Origin of the sequence: Aeromicrobium sp. NPDC092404 (assembly GCF_040684095.1) — a bacterium.
Lineage (GTDB): Bacteria > Actinomycetota > Actinomycetes > Propionibacteriales > Nocardioidaceae > Aeromicrobium.
The window spans coordinates 768,926-791,064 of sequence record NZ_JBFBFI010000002.1 but is presented as its reverse complement, the minus strand read 5'-3'; the positions used below and the strand labels follow the sequence as shown (position 1 = coordinate 791,064).

26 protein-coding genes are annotated in these 22,139 nt (G+C 70.7%); 18 read left to right on the top strand and 8 right to left on the bottom strand.

What is annotated here, in order from left to right; genetic code table 11:
- Nucleotides 1-67: 67 nt before the first annotated feature.
- Nucleotides 68-967 (top strand): methyltransferase domain-containing protein, encoded by a 900-nt coding sequence (locus tag AB0N22_RS14455; protein WP_364641498.1) that lies wholly within the window; start codon nucleotides 68-70, stop codon nucleotides 965-967.
- 4 nt (nucleotides 968-971) lie between these two features.
- Nucleotides 972-1,835 carry an SGNH/GDSL hydrolase family protein gene (locus AB0N22_RS14450; RefSeq protein WP_364641495.1) on the top strand — a complete coding sequence of 288 codons (864 nt, stop codon included), beginning with the start codon at nucleotides 972-974 and terminating at the stop codon, nucleotides 1,833-1,835.
- Here the strand turns inward: AB0N22_RS14450 and AB0N22_RS14445 are convergent.
- Entirely contained in the window at nucleotides 1,818-2,534 is a 717-nt protein-coding gene (locus tag AB0N22_RS14445) for an oxidoreductase (protein WP_364641492.1), read from the bottom strand. The two genes, AB0N22_RS14450 and AB0N22_RS14445, sit on opposite strands and share 18 nt — an antisense overlap.
- Before the next feature lie 49 nt (nucleotides 2,535-2,583).
- Between AB0N22_RS14445 and AB0N22_RS14440 the strand changes: the two genes are divergently transcribed.
- Nucleotides 2,584-3,264: a methyltransferase domain-containing protein gene (locus AB0N22_RS14440; RefSeq protein WP_364641489.1), complete on the top strand. Its 681-nt coding sequence runs from the start codon at nucleotides 2,584-2,586 to the stop codon at nucleotides 3,262-3,264.
- A 3-nt stretch (nucleotides 3,265-3,267) separates the two neighbouring features.
- Here AB0N22_RS14440 and AB0N22_RS14435 read toward each other — a convergent pair whose 3' ends face one another.
- Entirely contained in the window at nucleotides 3,268-4,056 is a 789-nt protein-coding gene (locus AB0N22_RS14435) for a class I SAM-dependent methyltransferase (RefSeq protein WP_364641487.1), read from the bottom strand.
- Nucleotides 4,057-4,185: 129 nt separating this feature from the next.
- On the opposite strand from AB0N22_RS14435, the gene AB0N22_RS14430 reads away from it, so the two are divergent.
- On the top strand, nucleotides 4,186-4,359 hold the full coding sequence (locus tag AB0N22_RS14430; protein ID WP_364641484.1) for a hypothetical protein: 174 nt from the start codon (nucleotides 4,186-4,188) through the stop codon (nucleotides 4,357-4,359).
- A gap of 33 nt (nucleotides 4,360-4,392) precedes the next feature.
- The gene (locus tag AB0N22_RS14425; protein ID WP_364641481.1) at nucleotides 4,393-5,850 is read left to right on the top strand and encodes a GuaB1 family IMP dehydrogenase-related protein; all 1,458 of its coding nucleotides are present in this window, start codon (nucleotides 4,393-4,395) and stop codon (nucleotides 5,848-5,850) included.
- Nucleotides 5,851-5,873: 23 nt separating this feature from the next.
- On the opposite strand, the gene AB0N22_RS14420 is transcribed toward AB0N22_RS14425, so the two are convergent.
- Complete coding sequence (locus AB0N22_RS14420) at nucleotides 5,874-6,452, bottom strand: TetR/AcrR family transcriptional regulator C-terminal domain-containing protein (protein ID WP_364641478.1); 579 nt, start codon at nucleotides 6,450-6,452, stop codon at nucleotides 5,874-5,876.
- A gap of 99 nt (nucleotides 6,453-6,551) precedes the next feature.
- Here AB0N22_RS14420 and AB0N22_RS14415 point away from each other — a divergent pair, with 99 nt between their 5' ends.
- From AB0N22_RS14415 to AB0N22_RS14360, 12 genes are all read left to right on the top strand, one after another.
- On the top strand, nucleotides 6,552-7,142 hold the full coding sequence (locus tag AB0N22_RS14415; RefSeq protein WP_364641475.1) for a biotin transporter BioY: 591 nt from the start codon (nucleotides 6,552-6,554) through the stop codon (nucleotides 7,140-7,142).
- A gap of 2 nt (nucleotides 7,143-7,144) precedes the next feature.
- Nucleotides 7,145-7,843, top strand: coding sequence for an ABC transporter ATP-binding protein (locus AB0N22_RS14410; protein ID WP_364641472.1), 699 nt, complete (start codon nucleotides 7,145-7,147; stop codon nucleotides 7,841-7,843).
- Nucleotides 7,840-8,457, top strand: coding sequence for an energy-coupling factor transporter transmembrane component T (locus AB0N22_RS14405; protein ID WP_364641469.1), 618 nt, complete (start codon nucleotides 7,840-7,842; stop codon nucleotides 8,455-8,457). Before AB0N22_RS14410 ends, AB0N22_RS14405 begins: the two co-directional genes overlap by 4 nt.
- 26 nt (nucleotides 8,458-8,483) lie before the next feature.
- On the top strand, nucleotides 8,484-9,608 hold the full coding sequence (locus AB0N22_RS14400; protein ID WP_364641466.1) for a histidine kinase: 1,125 nt from the start codon (nucleotides 8,484-8,486) through the stop codon (nucleotides 9,606-9,608).
- A gap of 43 nt (nucleotides 9,609-9,651) precedes the next feature.
- Nucleotides 9,652-10,410, top strand: coding sequence for a LytTR family DNA-binding domain-containing protein (locus AB0N22_RS14395; protein WP_364641463.1), 759 nt, complete (start codon nucleotides 9,652-9,654; stop codon nucleotides 10,408-10,410).
- Nucleotides 10,407-10,796, top strand: a complete 390-nt coding sequence (locus tag AB0N22_RS14390; RefSeq protein ID WP_364641460.1) for a hypothetical protein — start codon at nucleotides 10,407-10,409, stop codon at nucleotides 10,794-10,796. The genes AB0N22_RS14395 and AB0N22_RS14390 overlap by 4 nt, the downstream gene beginning before the upstream one ends.
- Entirely contained in the window at nucleotides 10,793-12,283 is a 1,491-nt protein-coding gene (locus AB0N22_RS14385) for a cation acetate symporter (RefSeq protein WP_364641457.1), read from the top strand. The genes AB0N22_RS14390 and AB0N22_RS14385 overlap by 4 nt, the downstream gene beginning before the upstream one ends.
- Before the next feature lie 181 nt (nucleotides 12,284-12,464).
- Nucleotides 12,465-12,803 carry a DUF485 domain-containing protein gene (locus tag AB0N22_RS14380; RefSeq protein WP_364641454.1) on the top strand — a complete coding sequence of 113 codons (339 nt, stop codon included), beginning with the start codon at nucleotides 12,465-12,467 and terminating at the stop codon, nucleotides 12,801-12,803.
- A complete protein-coding gene (locus tag AB0N22_RS14375) occupies nucleotides 12,800-14,434 on the top strand; it encodes a cation acetate symporter (protein WP_364641451.1) in 1,635 nt (544 codons plus the stop codon). Before AB0N22_RS14380 ends, AB0N22_RS14375 begins: the two co-directional genes overlap by 4 nt.
- A 177-nt stretch (nucleotides 14,435-14,611) precedes the next feature.
- Nucleotides 14,612-16,570 carry an acetate--CoA ligase gene (gene acs, locus AB0N22_RS14370; protein ID WP_364641448.1) on the top strand — a complete coding sequence of 653 codons (1,959 nt, stop codon included), beginning with the start codon at nucleotides 14,612-14,614 and terminating at the stop codon, nucleotides 16,568-16,570.
- A gap of 89 nt (nucleotides 16,571-16,659) precedes the next feature.
- Nucleotides 16,660-16,851, top strand: a complete 192-nt coding sequence (locus AB0N22_RS14365; RefSeq protein ID WP_364641445.1) for a hypothetical protein — start codon at nucleotides 16,660-16,662, stop codon at nucleotides 16,849-16,851.
- A gap of 38 nt (nucleotides 16,852-16,889) precedes the next feature.
- Complete coding sequence (locus AB0N22_RS14360; protein ID WP_364641442.1) at nucleotides 16,890-17,279, top strand: phage holin family protein; 390 nt, start codon at nucleotides 16,890-16,892, stop codon at nucleotides 17,277-17,279.
- On the opposite strand, the gene AB0N22_RS14355 is transcribed toward AB0N22_RS14360, so the two are convergent.
- The 5 genes from AB0N22_RS14355 to nth are packed head-to-tail and all read right to left on the bottom strand — an operon-like array spanning nucleotide 17,276 to nucleotide 21,252.
- Nucleotides 17,276-18,109 carry a hypothetical protein gene (locus tag AB0N22_RS14355; RefSeq protein WP_364641440.1) on the bottom strand — a complete coding sequence of 278 codons (834 nt, stop codon included), beginning with the start codon at nucleotides 18,107-18,109 and terminating at the stop codon, nucleotides 17,276-17,278. The two genes, AB0N22_RS14360 and AB0N22_RS14355, sit on opposite strands and share 4 nt — an antisense overlap.
- On the bottom strand, nucleotides 18,109-19,281 hold the full coding sequence (locus tag AB0N22_RS14350; RefSeq protein ID WP_364641437.1) for a MarP family serine protease: 1,173 nt from the start codon (nucleotides 19,279-19,281) through the stop codon (nucleotides 18,109-18,111). Before AB0N22_RS14350 ends, AB0N22_RS14355 begins: the two co-directional genes overlap by 1 nt.
- The gene (locus AB0N22_RS14345) at nucleotides 19,281-19,922 is read right to left on the bottom strand and encodes a CoA pyrophosphatase (protein WP_364641434.1); all 642 of its coding nucleotides are present in this window, start codon (nucleotides 19,920-19,922) and stop codon (nucleotides 19,281-19,283) included. Before AB0N22_RS14345 ends, AB0N22_RS14350 begins: the two co-directional genes overlap by 1 nt.
- The gene (locus AB0N22_RS14340; protein ID WP_364641431.1) at nucleotides 19,919-20,536 is read right to left on the bottom strand and encodes a TlpA disulfide reductase family protein; all 618 of its coding nucleotides are present in this window, start codon (nucleotides 20,534-20,536) and stop codon (nucleotides 19,919-19,921) included. The genes AB0N22_RS14345 and AB0N22_RS14340 overlap by 4 nt, the downstream gene beginning before the upstream one ends.
- Nucleotides 20,533-21,252 carry an endonuclease III gene (gene nth, locus AB0N22_RS14335; protein WP_364641429.1) on the bottom strand — a complete coding sequence of 240 codons (720 nt, stop codon included), beginning with the start codon at nucleotides 21,250-21,252 and terminating at the stop codon, nucleotides 20,533-20,535. Before nth ends, AB0N22_RS14340 begins: the two co-directional genes overlap by 4 nt.
- Before the next feature lie 168 nt (nucleotides 21,253-21,420).
- Between nth and AB0N22_RS14330 the strand changes: the two genes are divergently transcribed.
- Nucleotides 21,421-22,098 carry a Crp/Fnr family transcriptional regulator gene (locus tag AB0N22_RS14330; RefSeq protein ID WP_364641426.1) on the top strand — a complete coding sequence of 226 codons (678 nt, stop codon included), beginning with the start codon at nucleotides 21,421-21,423 and terminating at the stop codon, nucleotides 22,096-22,098.
- Nucleotides 22,099-22,139: the final 41 nt, after the last annotated feature.

Here is a 22,139-nt window from a genome sequence, read left to right as displayed (position 1 = left end):
ACGTGCTTACGATCGTCGTGACCGCCACCCGGGGGCTGTCCCCCCGGCACTCCCGAGGAGAAACCAGATGACCACCCAGGTCGTGGCCCCGCCGCGCTGTCAGGCGTGCCTGTCGACCGACGTCCAGGTTCACGCCGCTTCCAAGCGGACAGGTCTGGTCATCCACGAGTGTCGCGGCTGCGGGCTGCACGCCCTGGCCGAGCGCCCCGAGCTCGACGACCTCGTCGAGATCCTCGACGTTGACCGCGACTGGTACGCCGGCTGGGTCGAGCGAACCCGCGGCGACATCATCCACGCGAGCCACACGCAGGTGCTCGACCGGCTGGCGGCGATGGTCGGCGACGTCGACGACCGCAGCCTGTTCGACGTGGGGGCCGGCGAAGGCGGGTTCTTGACGATGGCCCGCGACAAGGGCTTCCGGCCCGCCGGCAACGACGTCGCGACCGGCGCGATCGACCTGGCCCGCGAGCGCAACGGCATCGAGCTGTTCATGGGCGACCTGTCCACCCTCGGAGACGTCGGTCAGTACGACGTCGTCACGATGTGGTGCGTCTTGGCGCACGTGCCCGACGGCAATCGGCTGCTCGCCGACGCCCTCAAGCTGCTCAAGCCGGGCGGCGTGCTCTACCTGCAGACCCCGCGCTGGTCGGCGATGGACACCGCCGGCATGGCCGCGCACGACGTGACCAGGGGCCGCTCGACCCGCATCACCGATCGCCGCCTGGCCCTGCACCACATGGCGCTGCACACCCCGACCAGCATGCGCACCAACCTCGAGCGACTGGGCTACGAGATCGACGCGATCGAGCCCAAGGTGCGCTACTCGCTCAACACCGCCGACTACCTCGGCTCGCTCGGAGTCGGCCAGGGGGTCGCCGAGCGCCTGGCCAAGCCAATCGACAAGCTCCTCGAGCGGGACCTCTTCTTCCGCAACGTGATCGACGTCTACGCGCGCCGACCCCGCTGACCTCATGCTTCTGAGGCGAGCCGCCGCCGCGCTGGTGGCCGGCACGACGGCGCTGGTCTTGGGCGCGTGCACCGGCTCCGACCCGGAGCAGGCGACCCAGAGCGTCCCGATGTACGTCGCCCTCGGCGACTCCTACGTCTCGGGAGCGATCGGCAAGGGCGCGGGCACGTGCGGCCGCGGCGACGACAACTACCCCCACCTCGTGGCGCGCGCGCTGCGCCCCATGACCGTGCGGGACGCGAGCTGCGGCGGGGCCGGCACCGCCAACGTGCTCTCGTCCGCCCCGCTGGCCGGCACGACGCTCCCGGCCCAGCTCGACGACGTGCCCGCCGACGCCGACCTCGTGACGCTCGGCATCGGCGCCAACGACGGCAACCTCTACCCTGCGATCTTCTACGGATGCTTCATCGAGTCCCAGATCAAGTCCGCCACGGCGTGCGGCCGCGCCCTCGCGAAGGCGCCCACGATCCTCGCGACGACGAGAACCAGCATCGTGAGCACGATCGACGCGGTCCGCAGGAAGGCCCCGCGCGCCGAAGTCGTCCTGGTCGGCTACCTCCGGCTGGCTCCGGACTCGGGTGACTGCCCGGACCTCGGCGCCGGGCAGCTCCAGGTCCGACAGTTCGCGCAGGTGGAGGCCCTGCTGGCGCAGACCCAGGCCGCCGCGGCCGAGGAGGCCGGCGTGCCGTTCGTCCCGGTGCACGAGAGGTCCGCCGGTCACGACGCGTGCGCCGACGACGCGTGGACCAACGCCTTGACGGCCGAGCGCGGTGACGGGATCCTGCTGCATCCTCGTGCCGCCGGCATGGAGGCGGTGGCCCGCATGCTCGAGCCGGTGCTGGCGGACACCTCAGCGCGCCAGCGGTGAGGCCTCCGCGCCACGGGTGAAGGCCTGCGACGCGTACATCAGCCACTGGTGCACCCCGGTGGGCTCTCCCCCGGCGTACGCCGCCAGAGCGGCTCGGTAGCCCTCGGCCTCCGCCGCGTGGCCGGCCTCGGGGACGGTGACCGACGCCGGGTCGACGCCCTTCGCGACGAGCACGAGTCGCTCGGCGGCCCGGCCGACGACGCCGTTGTGGGTCGCGAACGCCCCTGCGGCGGCGATCTCGGCGTGCACGAGTGCCGCGACCACGAGCCCGGGGGCGTCGGTCCGCTCCCCCAGCATCGCGGCGAGCGCCGTCAGACGGGCGACGCCCTCCGGGTGCACCGGACGGCCGAGGTCCGCGTCGTCCACCGAGCCCGCCGCCGCGAGAGCGTGCATGCGAGCCAGGGCCTGGACCGGCGAGTGGTTCCACACCGGCAGCAGGCCGAGCAGCTCCGTCGACAGCCGGACCGCACCGCGGGCCACCGCGTCTCCGCCGCCGGACGCGAGCACCTCGACGTCGTACGGGCTGCCCTCGAGCGATGCCGTCGCCGTGGCGCCCAGCAGCAGCGAGCGGGCCGTGTCGTCAGGCGTGCTCCGGCGCAGGCCCCGGTCGCGGAGCATCGAGTCGATGCCGTCCCGGGTGCCGGCGTACGTCGAGGGGATGCCCTCGAGCTGGGCTGCCGAGATGAACGGATCGGACACGCCCGAAGCGTACCGGCCGGCCCTCACGCCGACCGGTAGCCTGAGCAAGATGAACGACTCCCCCGAAGATCGCACCGCCAAGTGGCTGGTCGGGGACCGTCTGGCGTGCGTCCTGCACCTCGGTGACACGTCGCTGGCCTACCAGCTGGCCGAGCAGGGGCACGAGGTCGTCGTCGCGGGGGACGACGTCACGGCCAGCCGGCACGAGGACATCCAGTACGTCCGCAGCCAGGGCGAGCGGCTCCCGTTCCTCGCCGGCGCGTTCGACGTCGTGATCGCTCCCGAGCTGCGCGAGGCGCCGACGGCGCTCGCGGAGTACGCCCGGGTGCTGCGTCCCGACGGTCTGCTCTCGACCATCTCCCAGCGCTATGACGACTCGATCCCGTGGATGCGCAAGCTGCGCGAGATCACCGGCGACCGCGGCTCGGTCGCGGCGCCGGTCGACACGTTCACCGCCTCGGGCCTGTTCCACGAGCCCGAGACGCACGAGCTCGGCACCTGGGAGAAGCTCGACCTGCCCGGGCTGCTGCGCTTCGCCGAGGCGACCCGGCACCCGTCCGTGCCCGAGTCTGCCCTGTCCCAGGTGCGGGAGCTGTTCATGAGCCACGGCGCGCAGACCGGCTTCCTCCGCCTGCGGCACGAGACGTTCTGCGTACGCGCCAAGGTCGACAAGACCGGGATGGAGCATGAGGTCGAGCCCCCCGACACGATGCTGCTCGACTTCCGCTGACGGTCAGGCGCCGGCGGAACCTCGGGCACGGAGGCGGCCCACGGCGCCGCGCGCTGCCGACACCGACGACCTGCCCGCCTGCGTCAGACGCGGCGACAGCAGGATCTTGGTCGTCGCCCGCAGCGGGACGCGGTGGAACAGGTGGTAGTTGTCGCCGTTGCTGGTCAACTGGTAGTCGAGGCGCTCCGCGAGAACCTCGAGCGAGCGCTGTGTGTGGAACGCGATGTGCTGCCCGGACTCCAGCGCGTAGTAGAACCACTCGGAGGGCCGCGGCGGGATCGCCGGCTGCAGCCGCGTGGTGAAGAACAGGCGGTCGTTCGCGGCGGCGAGCTTCTCGAGCTCGGCGACCGGGTCGCTGATGTGCTCGACGACCTCGAACGCGGTGACCAGGTCGTACGACGCGTTCTCGTCACCGTCGAACCCGGGCGCCAGCAGGTTGTTCGCGTAGGCGTCGCAGGTGTAGTAGTCGAACCCCTTGTCGCGCATCATCCGGGTCAAGGTGCCGTAGCCGCCGGCCCAGTCCAGGAACCGGCCGTTCGAGAGGCGCTCGCTGCGAATCAGGGTCGTGGTCAGGGTGCTCATCAGCCGGCAGCGCCGCAGGAGACCGCTGTCACCGTCGTAGATCGCGCTCGCGTAGGCCTCCTCCAACCACGTCGGGTCGGGCAGGACGATCAGCCCGCAGGAGGTGCAGCGGTGGAAGTCCACCTCGTACTTGCCCAGCACGACGTCCCGGTCGAACAGGACGTGCGGACCGCCGCACACGGTGCAGGTCGGCCTGGGAGTAGGGGCCACAAGCTGAACGCTACCCGAGCCGGGGCGCCGCCGACCGCACAATCGATGATTCGTCGACACGAAACGCTCGCAGGTACCGGATTTGTCGGCCCCTGTTCCTATCGTGGTGGTTGAGGGAAGGAGATCGACATGCGACAGTCACTGGCACTCATCGGGCTCGCGATGGTCTGCGAGACCTGCGACGGGGAGATCGACCTCCCCGAGGACCTCGAGTCGGGCGACGGCATCTGCCGCCAGTGCGGCATCGCCTTCCTGGTCGACGCCCCCTACGACGCCGGCCGGGCCTCACGCCGCAGCGCCTGAGCGCCGTACCCACCGGGCCTCTAGAATTGTGCGGTGAAGTTCCTCAACGACCTGCAGCCCTCGTACGACCTGACCTACAACGACGTGTTCATGGTCCCGGGCCGCTCTGGCGTCACCAGCCGGTTCGACGTCGACCTGTCGACGGCCGACGGCATCGGCACGACGCTGCCGCTGGTCGTCTCCAACATGACCGCGATCTCCGGCAAGCGGATGGCCGAAACCATCGCCCGGCGCGGTGGGATCGCGATCATCCCCCAGGACATCCCGCTCGACATCGTGGCGGCGACGGTCCAGCGCGTGAAGGCGGCGCACACGGTCTACGAGACCCCCGTTACCGTCAGCCCGTCGACGACCGTCGGCGAGGCCATGAGCCTGATCCCCAAGCGGGCCCACGGCGCGGTCGTCGTGGTCGAGGACGGCAAGGTGCTCGGCATCGTCACCGAGCGTGACGGCGCCGAGATCGACCGGTTCGCCCAGGTGCGCGAGGTCATGACGACCGACGTCCTGACCTTCGACGCCGGCACCGACGCCCAGACCTGCTTCAACGAGATGTCGGCGCGCCACATCGACCTAGCCCCGGTGCTCGACGGCGGCCAGCTCCTCGGCGTGCTGACCCGCAAAGGCGCCCTGCGGTCGACGATCTATCAACCGGCCGTCGACGCGTCGGGCGCCCTCCTGATCGGCGCCGCGGTTGGCATCAACGGTGACGTGTCCGGCAAGGCCGGCGAGCTGCTGCAGATGGGGATCGACGTGCTCGTGGTCGACACGGCGCACGGCCACCAGGAAAAGATGCTGGAGGCCCTGCCGCTCGTCGTGTCGGCCCGCGACGCGTACGAGAAGGCCTCGGGCCACCGCGTCCCGATCGCGGCGGGCAACGTGGTGTCGGCCGACGGCGTGCGCGATCTCGTGGCGGCCGGCGCCGACATCGTCAAGGTCGGCGTCGGGCCCGGCGCCATGTGCACGACCCGCATGATGACCGGCGTCGGCCGGCCCCAGTTCTCCGCGGTGCTGGAGTGCGCCGCGGCCGCTCGCGAGCTCGGCGCCCACGTGTGGGCCGATGGCGGTGTCCGCTATCCCCGCGACGTCGCGCTGGCCCTGGCTGCTGGCGCCGCGAGCGTCATGATCGGCTCGTGGTTCGCGGGCACGCTCGAGAGCCCCGGCGACCTCAAGCACGGCCCGGACGGCCGCCCCTACAAGGAGTCGTTCGGCATGGCGTCCGCCCGCGCCGTCTCCAACCGCACGCGTGACGCGGCGGGGTTCGAACGGGCGCGCATGGCCCTGTTCGAGGAGGGCATCTCGTCCTCGCGCATGTTCTTGGACCCTGACCGTCCCGGTGTCGAGGACCTCGTCGACGCGATCACCGCCGGCGTACGGTCGAGCGCGACCTATGCGGGCGCCCGCTCGCTGCCGCAGTTCCACGAGCGCGCTGTCGTGGGCCTGCAGAGCTCCGCCGGCTACGACGAGGGCCGCCCGCTGCACGCCAGTTGGTAGGCGGGCACCGGAACGTGCCCCGGTCAGCCCGTTGCTCGGGCGGGCAGGCGTTGGCGGATGCCGTCGAGGATCAGGGTCAGCCCCAGCTCGAACGAGTCGGCGCCGGCCCGGGCGTACGGCTCGTCGTCGATCGCGCCGGCGCTGCCCGCCTGCAGGTGGGTCTGCTCGTCCGAGGCGTGACCGAAGACGAAGTAGAGGATCGTCGTCGCGGCCGACCGGGCGAACGCGGCGTCGAAGCCACCTGTCGAGATCGCAGCGGCGAGACGGCCGTTGAGCGAGAGCGCGCCGAGGCCGAACGCGTGGACCGTGGCGATCAGCTCGGCGCCGTCGCGATAGGCCAGCATCGCGTCGCGAAGCTCGCGGCTCGCCGCCAGGACCTGCTCGTCCCAGGTCGCGTCGTCGGGCAGGGGGCGGGCGCCACGTGCCAACAGCTCGTCGGCCACCGCCGCCAGCAGCACCTGCTTGTTGGCGAAGTGGTGGTAGAGCGCGCTCGGCTGGAGCCCCAGCTCGGCAGCGATCCGGCGCATCGACATGTCCGGGAGCCCGTACGTGTCGAGGATCCCGACAGCGCGCTCGACGATGTCCGAGCGGCGATAGCGCACGCGTGACCTCCGGGCTGGATTGACAGTGCCGTCAGCATATACGCTAACCTGAACGCCGTTCACCTGAGCACCGTTCAGGAACGTCGTCAGGAGCAGCCCATGACCAGCACCACCACGTCGCGCAGCAAGGCCGTGTCGACCACCGACCTCGCGCTCATCGCGACCTTCGCCGCGTTCATCGCCGTCTGCGCCATCATGCCGGCCCTCGGCACGAACGCCTCGGGCGTCGAGTTCACGCTGCAGATGTTCGGCATCTTCCTGACCGCCGGTGTCCTCGGGGCGTCCCGCGGCGCGCTGGCCGTCCTGCTCTACCTCGCCGTCGGCACGGCCGGCGTGCCGATCTTCGCCGGCCAGCAAGGCGGTCCGTCGGTGTGGACCGGGGCGTCGGCGGGCTACCTCGTCGCGTTCCCCATCGCGGCATTCCTCGTCGGCCTCGCCGCCAGCGCCGTCGCGCGTCGCAACCCGGCCGCCATCGCGGTCGTCCTGTCGGTCGTCGCGGCCATACTCACGGTCGCCGTGGTCGGCGTCCTCGGGACCATCGGCATGTCGATCAAGCTCGACGTCGACTTCGCCGCGGCCTGGGCCTACGCGACACCGTTCTTCCTCTTCGACATCCTCAAGGGCGTGTTCGCGGCGATCGTCGCGGCCGCGGTGCACCGCGCGTTCCCCCAGCTCGTCGCCAAGCGCTGAGCGTGGCGCCCGCGATCCGGTTGGACGAGGTCGCCGTCAGGGTCACCACCCCTGGCGGCGACCTCACCCTTCTGCACCCGACGAGCCTCGAGCTCGGCGAGTCGCGGATCGCCCTGATCGGCGGCAACGGCTCGGGCAAGTCGACCTTCGCGCGGCTGCTCAACGGCCTGGTCGAGCCGAGCAGCGGGACGGTCACGATCAACGGTCTCGACACCGTCGAGGACGGCGCGGCCGTACGCCGGAACGTCGGGTTCGTGTTCACCAACCCTGACGCGCAGCTCGTCATGCCGACGTGCGTCGAGGACATCGCGCTGTCGCTGCGGCGGACGATCAAGGACAAGAGGACCCGCCTGGCGCGCGCCCGCGAGATCCTCGACGGCATCGGTCTCGGCGACAAGGCCGACACGACGGTCCACGCATTGTCCGGCGGGCAGAAGCAGCTCCTGGCCCTGGCCGGGGTGCTCGCCACGGACCCGGAGGTCCTCGTCGCCGACGAGCCCACGACGCTGCTGGACCTGCGCAACACCCGCCTCGTCGCCGACCAGCTCTTCACGCTGCGGCAACAGCTCGTCCTCGTGACGCACGACCTCGACCTGGCGCTGCGCTGCGACCGTGCGCTCGTGATCGACGACGCGCGAGTCGTCTTCGACGGCGATCCGCAGGAGGCGGTCGCGTCCTACCGAGCGCTGGTCGACGGATGAGCCACCTGCTCGTCGGCGGCTACCGCCCGGGCACGACCGTGCTGCACCGGATCCCGGCCGGGCCGAAGCTCGGGCTGCTGGCCCTCTTCGGAGTGGCGACCGTCGTGGCGCCGTTCCGGCCTTGGGGGACGCTGGTGCTGCTCGCGGTCTCGCTCCTGCTCGTCGTCTGGGTCCGTCTTCCCGTCCGCACCATGCTCCGGGCCCTGCGACCCCTGCTGCTCGTCATCGCCGTCGTCACGGCCTTCCAGGTCTGGCAGCAGGGCTGGACGACCGCCATCCACGTCGTGGCCGGCCTGCTCGCCTCGGTGGTCGCCGCCTTGGTCTTCACCGCCACCACCTCGATCGACGCGATGCTCGACGCCATCACCCGGGGCCTGGGGCCGTACCGGAGGATCGGGGTCAAGCCACAGCGCGTGGCCCTGGCGTTCTCGCTCATGATCCGAGCGATTCCCGGAATCCTCGAGATCGGCCACGAGACCCGCGCCGCCGCCAAGGCCCGCGGGCTCGAGCGCAGCCCCCGGGCCCTGCTGGTCCCGATGGCGATCCGCACCGTCGCGCACGCGTACGAGACGGGGGCCGCGCTGCACGCACGCGGCATCGGGGACGACGACTGAGGGCGTCCTCGCGGTAGCGTCCCGGGATGGACAACATCAGGACGGCCGCGATCGTCATCGCCGCGCTGGTCGCGTCCGCGGTGTTCGTCCGGTGGCGGCTCCTGACACGCCGACGCGTCCTGGGTTCTCCCGCCGACCGGGCGACCTACGAGACGCTGCACACCGCCTCGCAGGCCGCGCCCGCCCTCCGCCGGGGGCTAGACGCGGAGAGCGCGGCACTCGCGCTGCCCCACGTGCGCACGCTCCTGGGCCAGCACGCCGTGGCCATCACCGACCTGCACGGGCGGCTGGCCGGCGACGCCCCCGAGGTCGCCGAGCTCACGGCCGACGCGTTGGCCAGCGGCCGGACCCAGGCCTCCGACCGCGCGATCGTCGCGCCACTGTCGGTGGAAGGACGGGTCGTCGGCAGCATCTCGGTCGTCACCGAGGAGGCGTCGGCCGGCCTGGCGCGCGCGACCACCGAGGTCGCTCGGTGGATGTCGAGCCAGCTCGACCTGGCCGAGCTGTCCGAATCCCGCACGGCGCTGATGGAGGCCGAGCTGCGGGCCCTGCGGGCGCAGATCTCCCCGCACTTCATCTACAACTCCCTCGGGGCGATCGCCTCGTTCGTGCGTACGGACCCCGAGCGGGCGCGCGAGCTGCTGCTGGAGTTCGCCGACTTCACCCGCTACTCGTTCCGCGAGCACGGGGAGTTCACGACCCTCGCCGAGGAGCTCCGCTCGATCGAGCGCTACCTCGTGCTGGAGAAGGCCCGCTTCGGCGACCGGCTGCGGGTCGTCACGCGGGTCGCGCCGGAGGTGCTGAGCGTGACGCTGCCGTTCCTCGCCATCCAGCCGCTCGTCGAGAACGCCGTGCGTCACGGCCTCGAGGCCAAGGACGGCGACGGGACCGTCACGGTCGTGGCGCTCGACGAGGGCGTCGAGTGCGTCATCACGATCGAGGACGACGGTGTCGGCGTCGACCCCGAGACGGTGCGGGACGCGCTTGCGGGCCACACGACGAGCGCCTCGGTGGGACTCGCCAACGTCGACGAGCGGCTTCGCACGGTCTACGGCGACGAGTACGGCATCGTCGTCGAGACCGCCCCCGGGCACGGCACCAAGGTGACGGTCAGGCTGCCGAAGTTCCAACCCGACCGGGAGCCCGCATGACGCGGCGGTTGTGGGGCGCCGGACATCTCGGCATGATCACGGCATGATCGAGCGCCAGGCGAGTGTTCCCCCGCGGGCCCTGCGCGCCTTGGTCGTGGACGACGAGCAGCCCGTGCTCGACGAGCTCGTGTGGCTGCTCGGCCGCGACGACCGCATCGCCTCCGTGCGCGCGGCTCGCTCGGGCGCCGAGGCGCTGCGGGTGCTCGACGAGGGCGACATCGAGCTGGTGTTCCTCGACGTCGCGATGCCGGGACTGAGTGGGCTCGAGATCGCCCGCCTGCTCGGCCGGTTCCGCACCCCGCCGCGCATCGTGTTCGTGACGGCCCACGACGCCCACGCGGTCGAGGCGTTCGAGATGAACGCCGTCGACTACCTGCTCAAGCCGATCCGCGAGGAGCGCCTGCGCGAGAGCGTCCGTCGCGCGTGCGCCGACGCCGACTCGACGCCGGTCGCGAGCGATGACCGGATCGCGGTCGAGCTGGGCGGCGTCACCCGGTTCGTGTCCCGCGCGTCGGTGTCGTACGTCGAGGCGCAGGGCGACTACGTCCGCCTGCACGTCGTCGACGGCGGCAGCCACCTCATCCGCACCCCCCTCACGACACTGGCCGAGGAGTGGGAGGAGGCCGGGTTCGCCCGCGTCCACCGCAGCCACGTCGTCAACCTCGCCCACCTGCGCGAGCTGCGGGTCCAGTCCGGCCGGTCCAGCGTGCTGGTACCGGTCGGTGACGAGCTCGTGGAGATCCAGGTCGCCCGTCGCCACGCCCGTGCCCTGCGCGAGCTGATCCACGAGCGGGCGCTGTGACGGAGGAGCACACCGAGCGTGTCCGGGTCACCAACCCGTTGACGACGGCACCGGCACACGTCCGGCGGAGCATCCGTCAGGAGATCGACGAGTCGACCGGCATCGGCGAGGTCTACATGCGTTCGCTGATCCGAGCCCAGCTGCGCGCGGCACTGACGGTCGCCGCCACCCTCATGCTGTCGATCGGTGCCCTGCCGCTGCTGTTCCTGGCCTTCGACAGCGTCACGGAGATGCACGTCCTCGGCGTGCCCGTGCCGTGGCTGATCCTCGGCGTCCTGGTCTATCCAGGGCTGTTCGCGCTGGGCTGGGTCTACATCCGGCAGGTCGAGCGCGCCGAGCGCGACTTCACCGAGCTGGTCGAGCCCGAGCGCCCGGACAGCCCATGAACAGCACGTACGGCGTCGTCGCGGTCGCGCTGGTGGCGATCGCCACGCTCGGGATCGGCGCCTTCGGGCTGCGGATGAGCCGGACGACCAGCGACTTCTACGTCGCCTCACGCTCGGTCAGCCCGGTGTGGAACAGCTCGGCCATCGGAGGCGAGTACCTCTCGGCGGCCTCGTTCCTGGGCGTCGCCGGCCTGGTGCTGACCCACGGCGCCGACATGCTCTGGTACCCCATCGGCTGGACCACGGGCTACCTGTTGCTGCTGGTGTTCGTGGCGGCGCCGCTGCGGCGCTCCGGGGCCTACACGATCCCCGACTTCGCCCAGGTACGCCTGCAGTCGACGGGCGTCCGCACGGTCGCCAGCGCCCTGGTCGTCGCCGTGGGGTGGCTCTACCTCATGCCGCAGTTCCAGGGTGCCGGGCTCACGCTGCGTACGGTCACGGGTGCGCCCACCTGGGTCGGCACCGTCGTCGTGGCCGTCATCGTGGTGGTCAACGTCGTGTCCGGGGGCATGCGCAGCATCACCTTCGTCCAGGCGTTCCAGTACTGGCTCAAGCTGACGGCCCTGCTGATCCCGGTGTTCTTCCTGCTCCACGCGTGGCGCGTCGACGGCCGGCCCTCCCCCGTCGCGCCGGAGGAGTGGTTCGAGCCGTTCAGCCAGGCCGACGGTCCCGGCCTCTACCTGACCTACTCCGTCATGATCGCGACGTTCCTCGGCACGATGGGGCTGCCGCACGTGGTGGTGCGGTTCTACACCAACCCCGACGGGCACGCCGCCCGTCGCACGACCTTGATCGTGCTCGCGCTGCTGGGCACGTTCTACCTGCTGCCGACGATCTACGGCGTCCTCGGCCGGATCTACGCCCGCGACCTGCTGGACTCCGGGCAGGCCGACACCGTGGTGCTCGAGCTGCCGTCGCGGGTCATCGGCGGCAGCACGGGCGAGCTGCTGGCGGCACTGCTCACGGCCGGCGCCTTCGCCGCGTTCCTCTCGACCTCCTCCGGGCTGACGATGTCGGTCGCCGGGGTCGTCGGTCAAGGTCTCGCGCGGGGTCGGATCTCGACGATCACGGCCCTGCGCATCGCGGCTGCCGCCTGCGTGGTCGTCCCGCTGGTCCTGGCGCTGTCGGCCGAGCGCATCGCGGTCGCGAGCTCCGTGACGTTCGCGTTCGCCCTCGCCGCGTCCACGTTCTGCCCCCTGCTGGTGCTGGGCATCTGGTGGCGTCGCCTGACGGCTCGCGGGGCGATCGCCGGGCTCGTCGGCGGTGGTCTGAGCGCCGGGACCGCGGCCGTCATCACCATCGCGGTGCGCCCCGACGGCTGGTTCGGCGTCATCATGAGCCAGCCGGCCGCGTGGTCCGTGCCGATCGGCTTCGCGCTGATGATCGGGACCTCGCTCGTCACCCGCGCCGACATCCCGCCGAACGTCTCCCGGACCATGGTCCGGCTCCACACGCCGGAGCGACTGGACGTGGATCGCCGCTTCTGACCCGACCGTTCGTCGCGTCCGGGCAACCGTTCGTCGTACGCCGTCGACCGCAGGCCGCACGGCCGTCGGCCTCCACCGCACGCCCCGCCCCGTGATCTGGCTCACAGGATTCGAGCTACCTAGGTTCGGGGGGCGGACACATCCCTGTGCCGTCCTGCCTTCACAGAAGAGGTGATCCCCGGTGGCCGAGAGAATCTCGCCCGAGGCCCAAGCGGCCTATCAACGCATTCATGCGACGGATGAGTTCGCGGAGCTGAAGCGTTCCTACCTGCGCTTCGTCGTACCGCTGACCGTCGCCTTCATGGCCTGGTACCTGCTGTACGTGCTGATGTCGAACTACGCCGGCGACTTCATGGGGCACGTCCTGTTCGGCAACATCAACGTGGCCCTCGTCTTCGGCCTGCTGCAGTTCGTCACGACGTTCGGCATCTCGATCTGGTACGCCAAGTTCGCCGCCCGCCGCATGGACCCCATCGCCGACAGCCTGCGCGACGAGTACGAGACGGAGATCGAGCGATGAGCACGACAGCCACCATCCTGCGCGCCGCCACCGACGACGACAGCAACCAGATGCTCACCGGTTCGCTGTTCGTCCTGATCGTCCTGATCACCGTCGCGATCACGTTCTGGGCCAGCCGCAACAACAAGACCGCCGCCGACTACTACGCCGGTGGCCGAAGCTTCTCCGGCGCCCAGAACGGGTTCGCGGTCGCCGGCGACTACATGTCAGCCGCGTCGTTCCTCGGCATCTCGGGTGCGATCGCCCTGTCGGGCTACGACGGCTTCCTGTACTCCATCGGCTTCCTGGTCGCGTGGCTCGTCGCCCTGCTGCTGGTCGCCGAGCTGCTGCGCAACTCGGGCCGCTTCACGATGGCCGACCAGCTGGCGTTCCGCATGCGGCAGCGGCCGGTGCGGACCGCCGCGGCGACGTCGACCGTCGTCGTGTCGATCTTCTACCTGCTGGCCCAGATGGTCGGCGCCGGCGCGCTCGTCGCGCTGCTGCTGGGTGTCGACAGCGAGACCGCCAAGAACCTGACGATCGCCGGTGTCGGCGTCCTGATGATCTTCTACGTCGTCGTCGGCGGCATGAAGGGCACGACCTGGGTGCAGATCGTCAAGGCGATCCTGCTGATGGGCGGGACGATCCTCATCACGGTCCTGGTGCTGGCGAAGTTCAACTTCAACATCAGCGACATGCTCGGCAGCGCGGCCGAGGAGAGCGGCGCCGGCAAGGCGTTCCTCGAGCCCGGCCTGAAGTACGGCGTGTCGACCGAGGCCAAGATCGACTTCATCTCGCTCGGCCTGGCCCTCGTGCTCGGCACCGCGGGTCTGCCGCACATCCTGATCCGGTTCTACACCGTCCCGACGGCCCGGCAGGCACGCAAGTCGGTGCTGTGGGCGATCGGCCTCATCGGCTCGTTCTACCTGATGACCCTGGTGCTCGGCTTCGGTGCTGCGGCGCTCGTCAAGGGCGACAAGAAGCAGGACATCGCCGACTCCGGCGGCAACCTCGCCTCACCGTTGCTGGCAGAAGCCGTCGGCGGTGGGTCCGGGTCCACCGGCGGCGCCATCTTGCTGGCGTTGATCTCGGCTGTCGCCTTCGCGACGATCCTCGCCGTGGTCGCCGGCCTGACGCTGACCTCGGCGTCGTCCGTGGCCCACGACCTCTACGCCAACGTGTGGAAGGACGGCAAGGTCACCGAGAAGCAGGAGGTCAAGGTCGCCCGCATCGCGGCGTTCGTGATCGGTGGTGTGGCGATCGCGCTGTCGATCCCGGCCCAGAAGCTCAACATCGCCTTCCTGGTGGCGTTGGCCTTCGCGGTCGCGGCCTCGGCGAACCTGCCGGCGCTGCTCTACAACCTCTTTTGGCGCCGCTTCAACACGCGCGGCGCGGTGTGGAGCATCTACGGCGGCCTGATCTCGTGCGTCGGCCTGGTGATCTTCTCCCCCGTCGTCTCGGGCTCGGAGACCGCCATGATCACCGGCAGCGACTTCAGCTGGTTCCCGCTGGCCAACCCGGGCATCATCTCGATCCCGTTCGGGTTCTTCTGCGGCTGGTTGGGCACCATCACGGCCCGGGACGCCGATGCCGAGGCGCGCTACGTGGAGCTCGACGTCCGGTCGATGACCGGAGCAGGCTCCGAGAAGTAGGGCCCGCGGCTCCGCCGCACCAGCTGCTCGTACCTCGCAGCTGCCGGGCTTCGCCCGGGCGCCTGCCTCGCTCCGCTCGGCCCATCGCCGGGTCGGGGTGAGGCAGGCGTACCCCCTGCGTGGCCCCTTGTGGGCTGCGCCACAATCAGAGAAGAACCCCTGGACGAGGAGCACATCGTGACCGAGCAGAACATCAGCAACCTGTCCCACGAGGACCGCGTGTTCGAGCCGCCGGCCGACCTGGCCGCCGACGCGAACGTCAAGGCGGAGGTCTACGACCAGGCTGCTGCCGACCGGGTCGCGTTCTGGGGCGAGCAGGCCGACCGGCTCGACTGGGGCACGCCGTTCACCGAGGTGCTCGACTGGTCCAACCCGCCGTTCGCCAAGTGGTTCGTCGGCGGCACGCTCAACGCGTCCTACAACTGTGTCGACCGGCACGTCGAGGCCGGCAATGGCGACAAGATCGCCCTGCACTTCGTCGGCGAGCCCGACGACGACACGCGCGACATCACCTACGCCGAGCTCAAGGACCTGGTGTCCCAGGCCGCCAACGCGTTGATCGAGCTGGGCGTGCAGACCGGCGACCGCATCGCGATCTACATGCCGATGATCCCCGAGGCCGTCATCGCGATGCTCGCGTGTGCGCGCCTCGGCGCCCCGCACACCGTGGTGTTCGGCGGCTTCTCGGCCGACGCGCTGTCGTCGCGCATCCTCGACTGCGAGGCCAAGGTCGTCATCACCGCCGACGGCGGCTACCGCCGGGGCGCTCCGTCGGCGCTCAAGCCTGCCGTCGACGAGGCACTGACCAAGTGTCCCGACGTGACGGGCGTGCTGGTCGTGCGCCGCACGGGCCAGGAGGTCGAGTGGACCGAGGGCCGCGACGTGTGGTGGCACGACGTCGTCGACTCGGCGTCGACCGACCACACCCCCGAGATGTTCGACTCCGAGCACCCGCTCTACGTCATGTACACGTCCGGCACGACCGGCAAGCCCAAGGGCATCCTGCACACGACCGGCGGCTACCTCGTGCAGTCGGCCTACACGTTCTGGGGCGTCTTCGACTACAAGCCCGACGACGTCTTCTGGTGCACCGCCGACGTCGGCTGGGTCACCGGGCACTCCTACATCGTCTACGGACCGCTGGCCAACGGCGCGACCCAGGTCATGTACGAGGGCACGCCGGACACCCCGCACAAGGGTCGCTGGTGGGAGATCATCGAGAAGTACAAGGTCTCGCTGTTCTACACGGCGCCGACTGCGATCCGTACGTTCATGAAGTGGGGCGAGCAGATCCCCGCCGAGCACGACCTGTCGTCGCTGCGCATCCTCGGCTCGGTCGGTGAGTCGATCAACCCCGAGGCGTACGTCTGGTACCGCGAGAACATCGGCGGCGGCCGCACCCCGATCGTCGACACCTGGTGGCAGACCGAGACCGGTGCGCACATGATCAGCCCGTTGCCCGGCGTCACCAAGGGCAAGCCCGGCTCCGCGATGACCGCGATCCCCGGCATCGCCGCGGAGGTCGTCGACGATGCCGGCAAGCCCGTCGACAACGGCGAGGGCGGCTACCTCGTCATCACCGAGCCGTGGCCGTCGATGCTGCGCACGATCTGGGGTGACGACGACCGCTACAAGGAGACCTACTGGTCGCGCTGGCCGCGGTACTACTTCGCCGGCGACGGGGCCCGCAAGGACGACGACGGGGCCATCTGGCTGCTCGGCCGCGTCGACGACGTCATGAACGTCTCGGGCCACCGGCTCTCCACGACCGAGATCGAGTCGGCCTTGGTGTCGCACCCGAAGGTCGCCGAGGCGGCCGTCGTCGGCGCCACCGACGAGACCACCGGCCAGGCCGTCGTCGCATTCGTCATCCTGCGGGAGTCCGCCGGCGACGGCGGCGAGGAGATCGTCGCCGAGCTGCGCACCCACGTCGCCAAGGAGATCGGCGCGATCGCCAAGCCCCGCCAGATCATGATCGTCCCGGAGCTGCCCAAGACCCGCTCGGGCAAGATCATGCGCCGGCTGCTGCGCGACGTCGCCGAGAACCGCGAGGTCGGCGACGCCACGACCCTGGCCGACACCGGGATCATGGACAAGATCACCGCCGGCATGAAGACCGCGAAGGACGAGGACTAGGCCACCGCGATGTGGGGTTCGCCACGCTGACAGGCGGCAGACGGCCGGTGTTCAGTTTGATCTCATGTTGGCGGGGAATTGTCGTCGGCATGGACACCACGACGACCACCAGCACCGATCAGCGCGGCGTCTCCACCATCGCGGAGCAGCCGAGCCCGGCGAGCCGCCGGATCAGCGCGGACCTCGCGCTCGGCCTGGCCCTCCTCGGAGCCGTCATCGTCGGCCGCCTGCTGTGGGCCGCGACCGATGGCAGCCTCCTCGTGGCCATCGGGGCACGCTGACCTGCGCGATCCCCTGGGTCACTTGTAGGCTCGCCGGTATGAACCGTGCTGACGATCCGACCATTGGCCGCTTGGTGGCTGACGCCAGCCGCGACATCTCCGCGCTGGTGCAGTCGGAGATCAAGCTGGCCAAGAGCGAGCTGAAGTTCAGCGTCAAGGCCGGCGGTGTCGGTGCCGGCATGCTGCTGGTCGCCGGGTTCTTCGGCCTGCTGATCATCATCCTGCTGTCGATCGCGGGTGCGTACTTCCTGACGATGACGGGCCTCGACCCAGCGTGGGCGTTCCTGATCGTCGCCGGCGGCTACTTCGTCCTGGCGTTGCTGTTGATCATCATCGGCATCGTGCTGCTGAAGAAGATCCGAGCACCCGAGCGCACCATCGCGACGGCCAAGGAGATCCCGGCCGCGCTCAAGGGGCGCACGAGCTAGACCGACCGCCCGGCCGCGCCGGTCACGCCGCGGCCCACGAGTCCTGCGGCCGTCGCGATGACGCCGGCGACCGCGAGGACGACGAGCCAGGCGTCGAGCGAGCCTGCGGCACGGTCCACCAGGAGCTTCTGCAGCGTCCGGGCGAACTCCGACGGCGCCTCGGTGTGGTCGAGGACCTCCTGGGTGACCGGACCACTCGCCAGCCAGAGCAGGCCGGCGACCACGAGCGTCCCGGCGCCGAGCCACGCGACGGCGCCGGACGTACGCCGGGCCAGCCCGACGCAGGCGAGGGCGCCAGCCACCGCGACGATCCCGGCGATGCGACCGAGGGGGGCCGACTGCTTGACCCGGTCGACCGCCTCGCGGTCACCGGAGTCCGTCACGACGGGCACGACGAGGCCGTCCGGGACGGCGAGGGCCACGGGCAGGTCGCCACTGACCTGCTTGACGACGAAGGTCGCCATGGGGCTCACGTCGATGCCGAGCACCTGGGGCATCGGGTCGGCGAACGCGGCGCGGTGCGAGCTGCGCTGCGTCTCCTCCCACGCCTCGACGAACCCGGCCTCGTTGCTCGTACGCTTGACGGCCGCGGTGAGCGCTGCGGCAGCCGGCGCCTTGAAGGCCGGCGGGATGACCCCGCGTGACGACAGCTTGTCGGTGAGGTAGGCCGAGAACGCGCTCTGCAGCTCGGCGTCCTTGGCCAGCGTGCTGCTGAACTCGACGTAGCCGTCCTCGTTGACGACGTGCGTCGACAGCCACAGCAACGGCACGGCCGCCATGAGCGACAGCAGCGCGACGACGCCACTGATGAACGAGAACGTCGTGCGCATCAGGCGCATCCTCCCGACGAGACCGTGGCGGTCGCGGCGATCCCGGCCCGGGCGTCGTCAGCCACCTGTGAAGCGGTGAGCGCATAGCCGGTGGACTTGTCCGTGATCGACGCCGCGAAGATCACGCCCAGCACGTCGCCGTCCTCGGAGACCAGCGGACCGCCGGAGTTGCCTGAGCGCACGAGGCCGCGCACCGAGTAGGTCTCGCGGACGACCTGGCCACGGTCGTAGATGTCGGGGCTTCGCAGTCGCATCTCGCTGCGGATGCGGGCGGCGCGCGCGTCGAACGGGCCGTTCTCGGGGAAGCCGAGGATGGCCGCCTCGTCGCCGGCACCGCCGCTGGTGTCGAAGTCGAGGGTGGGCAGGTCGGTGCCGTCGACCGCCAGCACCGCGATGTCGAGCTTGCGGTCGAACAGCACGACCCGTGCGCCCGTGCGCTGCCCGTTGACCACGATCGAGGGGTTCTCGACGCCCGCGACGACGTGGGCGTTGGTCATCACCCGACCCTCGGCGTACGCGAAGCCCGATCCCTCGATGCCACGGTTGCACGAGGCCTGACCGAGGATCTTCACGACGCTGCCCGAGGCCCTGCGCACGCCTTCGCTGGCGAGCGTCGCAGCATCCGGTGGCCCGACCGGCTTGATGTCCTCGCTCGCGAACGGGTCGATGTAGCGCGGGAACAGGTTGGCGTCGAGCACCTCGTTGAACGACCGCAGGACCGACGTGGCCCGGGACGGCATGACCGAGTCGACCTGGTCGAGGATGGCCGAGTCCCGCGACGCCGTCGACAGGTAAGGGATCGACGTCCCGCTGACCGAGTAGCCCAGCGCCCAGCCGGCGCACAGCACCGCGACCATGCTCAGCGCACTGCCGCCGACCGCGTCGACCCACCGCAACGGCTTCCACTTGAGTCCGTTGCGCAGGTCGGTGCCGACGTACGTCCCGATGCCCTGCCCGATCGCGGCGGCCCCCACGACCAGCCCGAGGGCCAGCAGGGACGAGCTGAGGGTCGCGCTGTTGCCGGACAGGAACTTGGGCACGATCGCGAGGGCCAGAAGCCCGGCCACGAGCAGGCCCACGGTGGCGATGAGGTTGACGACGAAGCCCTGGACGTAGCCGGAGACGGCGTACGCCAGCAGGACCAGGACGAGGATGACGTCGAGCGAGTTCATCAGAAGTCCGGGAGGGGTCGGGTGACGCTGTCGTCCCACGGCTGTTCCCAGCCGAGGCGCTCGAAGAGCCGCGACACGACGCCCGCGGTGAATCCCCAGAGCGGCACGCCGGAACCGACCTCAAAGGCCGGGCCGCGCCAGCCGGAGGGGTGCTCGACGCTGAACCGGTTGGCCGGGTCCAGCAGCCGGCGGATGGGCTGGTGGATGATCGCGCCGACCTCGTCGGCGCTGATCGGCAGGAGCGGACGTGGCTCTCGCCAGTAGCCGAGGACGGGGGTCACGGCGAAGTTGCTGGGCGGCAGCCACAACGTCGGCAGGGTGCCGAACACGTCGACCGTGCCGGGGTCGACGCCGACCTCCTCCTGCGCCTCGCGCAGCGCCGTGGCCACCGCGTCGGCGTCCTCGGGGTCCATCGCGCCGCCGGGGAACGAGATCTGGCCGGCGTGGTTGCGCATCCTCGCCGCCCGCTCGGTCAGCAGCAGCTCGGGGCCGTTGTCACCGTCGGCGAACAGCATCAGCACCGCCGCCGGGCGGGCATCGGCCGGTGCGTGCGGGAACCGGGGCGCCAGCTGCTCGGCCTCGACGGACCCGGCGAGCTCGGCCAGGGGTCGCAGCCACTCGGGGAGGTGCTCCCAGCTCACGGCGACACCCCCAGGTGCTTGTCGATCGCAGCCGTCAGGTCGGCATACGAACGGAACGCGATGCGCTCCGTGGCGACCATTCTTCCCTGTGCGTCCACGAACACCGTCTGCGGCAGACCGATGACCTTCAGCGAAGCCTTCGCATCGGCATCCGGGTCGACCAGCAAGGGGTAGGTCACCCCCGACCTCTCGGCGAGCTCGAGCGCCGCGTCGGGCGCCGCGTCGTCGAAGTCCACCCCGATGATGCGGAGCTTGTCGCCGTACGCCTGGTGCGCCTTGGCCAGCAGCGGCAGCTCCTCGCGGCACGGCGCGCACCAGCTGGCCCAGAGGTTGATGATCGTCGGAGTGTCCGTCAGGCCCGCCAGACGTACGGGAGTACCGCCGCCGAGGCAGCCCAGCTCCAGGTCCGGAAGCGCCTTGTCGGCCGGCGGCTCGCCGTCCGAGGATGGGCAGTCCTCGATGCCGGCTCGCGCCTTGAGGGCGGCGAGCTCCCCGGCGTCGCTCGTCGGCGCGGGTCCGTCGCCGCCGAACACCGGCTCGTCGTCGTCGGGTCCGGGGCCGCCACAGGCGGTGAGGACGAGCGCGACTGCGGCCAGGGTCAGGCGGGCCCTCACGCAGGACCCTGCGTCGTGATGAGCGCCGCCGCCTCGTCGCGGTCGGTCGGCCCGGTGCCGAACGACGGGCACCAGTGGGCGATCGGGCAGGCGCCGCAGGCCGGCTTTTTGGCGTGGCAGCACCTACGGCCGTGCCAGATCAGGCGATGGCTCAGCATCGTCCAGTCCCGGGGCGGGAACACTGCGGCGACCGCGTGCTCGGTCTTGACGGGGTCCTTGACGATCTCCTCGGGCACCCACTGCAGCCGTCGTACGAGCCGGGCGAAGTGGGTGTCGACCGTCAGGCCGGGGACACCGAACGCGTTGCCCAGGACCACGTTGGCGGTCTTGCGGCCGACGCCGTGCAGCTTGACCAGGTCCTCGAGACGGCCCGGGACCTCGCCGTCGTGGCGCTCGACGAGGTCGGCCGACAACCGCAGGAGGCTCTCGGTCTTGGCGCGGAAGAACCCCGTCGGCCGGATGAGCTCCTCGAGCGTCGCCCGGTCCGCCGCGGCCATGGCGCGGGCGTCGGGGAACGCCGCGAACAGGGCGGGCGTGATCGCGTTGACCCGCCGGTCGGTGGTCTGCGCGGAGAGGACCGTCGCGATCAGCAGCTCGAACGGCGTACGGAAGTCGAGCTCGCAGTCGGCGTCGGGATAGGTCTCGGCGAGGACGCGGTTGACCTTGCGGGCCCGGCGGACGAGTGTCGTCTCGGGGCGGGTCGCATCGCTCGGCACGGTGTCCAGCGTACGGGTTGCCGGGCAGAACGGCGGTCGGTCGGACCGCCGCGGGCCCCGTCGGGCGTACCTGCACCGGCGCGTATTCGGCATCGACCGTCTCGATGTGGGAAACTGCGATCGGTGCACACACTGTGACCCGTGCAACATGAGTGATAGGGATGACCCGTGACCGACGACGTTCTCCGCCAGGCTCCGCTGTTCTCCGGCCTCGATGACGAGGTGGCTGCCGCGCTCGAGTCGTCGATGTCGTCGATCTCGCTGCGCCGTGGGGAGATCCTGTTCAACGAGGGCGACGACGGCAACCAGCTCTACGTGGTCACCGAGGGCAAGATCAAGCTCGGTCGCACCTCCCCCGACGGCCGCGAGAACCTGCTCGCGATCCTCGGCCCCGGCCAGATGTTCGGCGAGCTGTCGTTCTTCGACCCCGGGCCCCGCTCGGCGACCGCCACGGCCGTCACCGATGTCGAGCTCAAGAGCCTCGGGCACGAGGCACTCAGCCCCGTCCTTAACGCGCATCCCGACGTCGCACACGCCCTGCTCAACCAGCTGGCGGGTCGCCTGCGCCGCACCAACGAGGTCGTCGGCGACCTCGTGTTCTCCGACGTCCCCGGTCGCGTCGCCAAGGCCCTCCTCGACCTGGCCTCGCGGTTCGGCCGTCGCGCCGATGACGGCGTGCACGTCAACCACGACCTCACCCAGGAAGAGCTCGCGCAGCTCGTCGGCGCCTCCCGCGAGACCGTCAACAAGGCCCTCGCCGACTTCGCGTCACGCGGCTGGCTGCGCCTCGAGCCCCGCAGCGTGGTCATCCTCGACCTCGAACGCCTCCAGCGCCGCGCCCGCTAACCCCAAGATTTGGATTCCGCTGCACCACCGGTGCCTGCGGC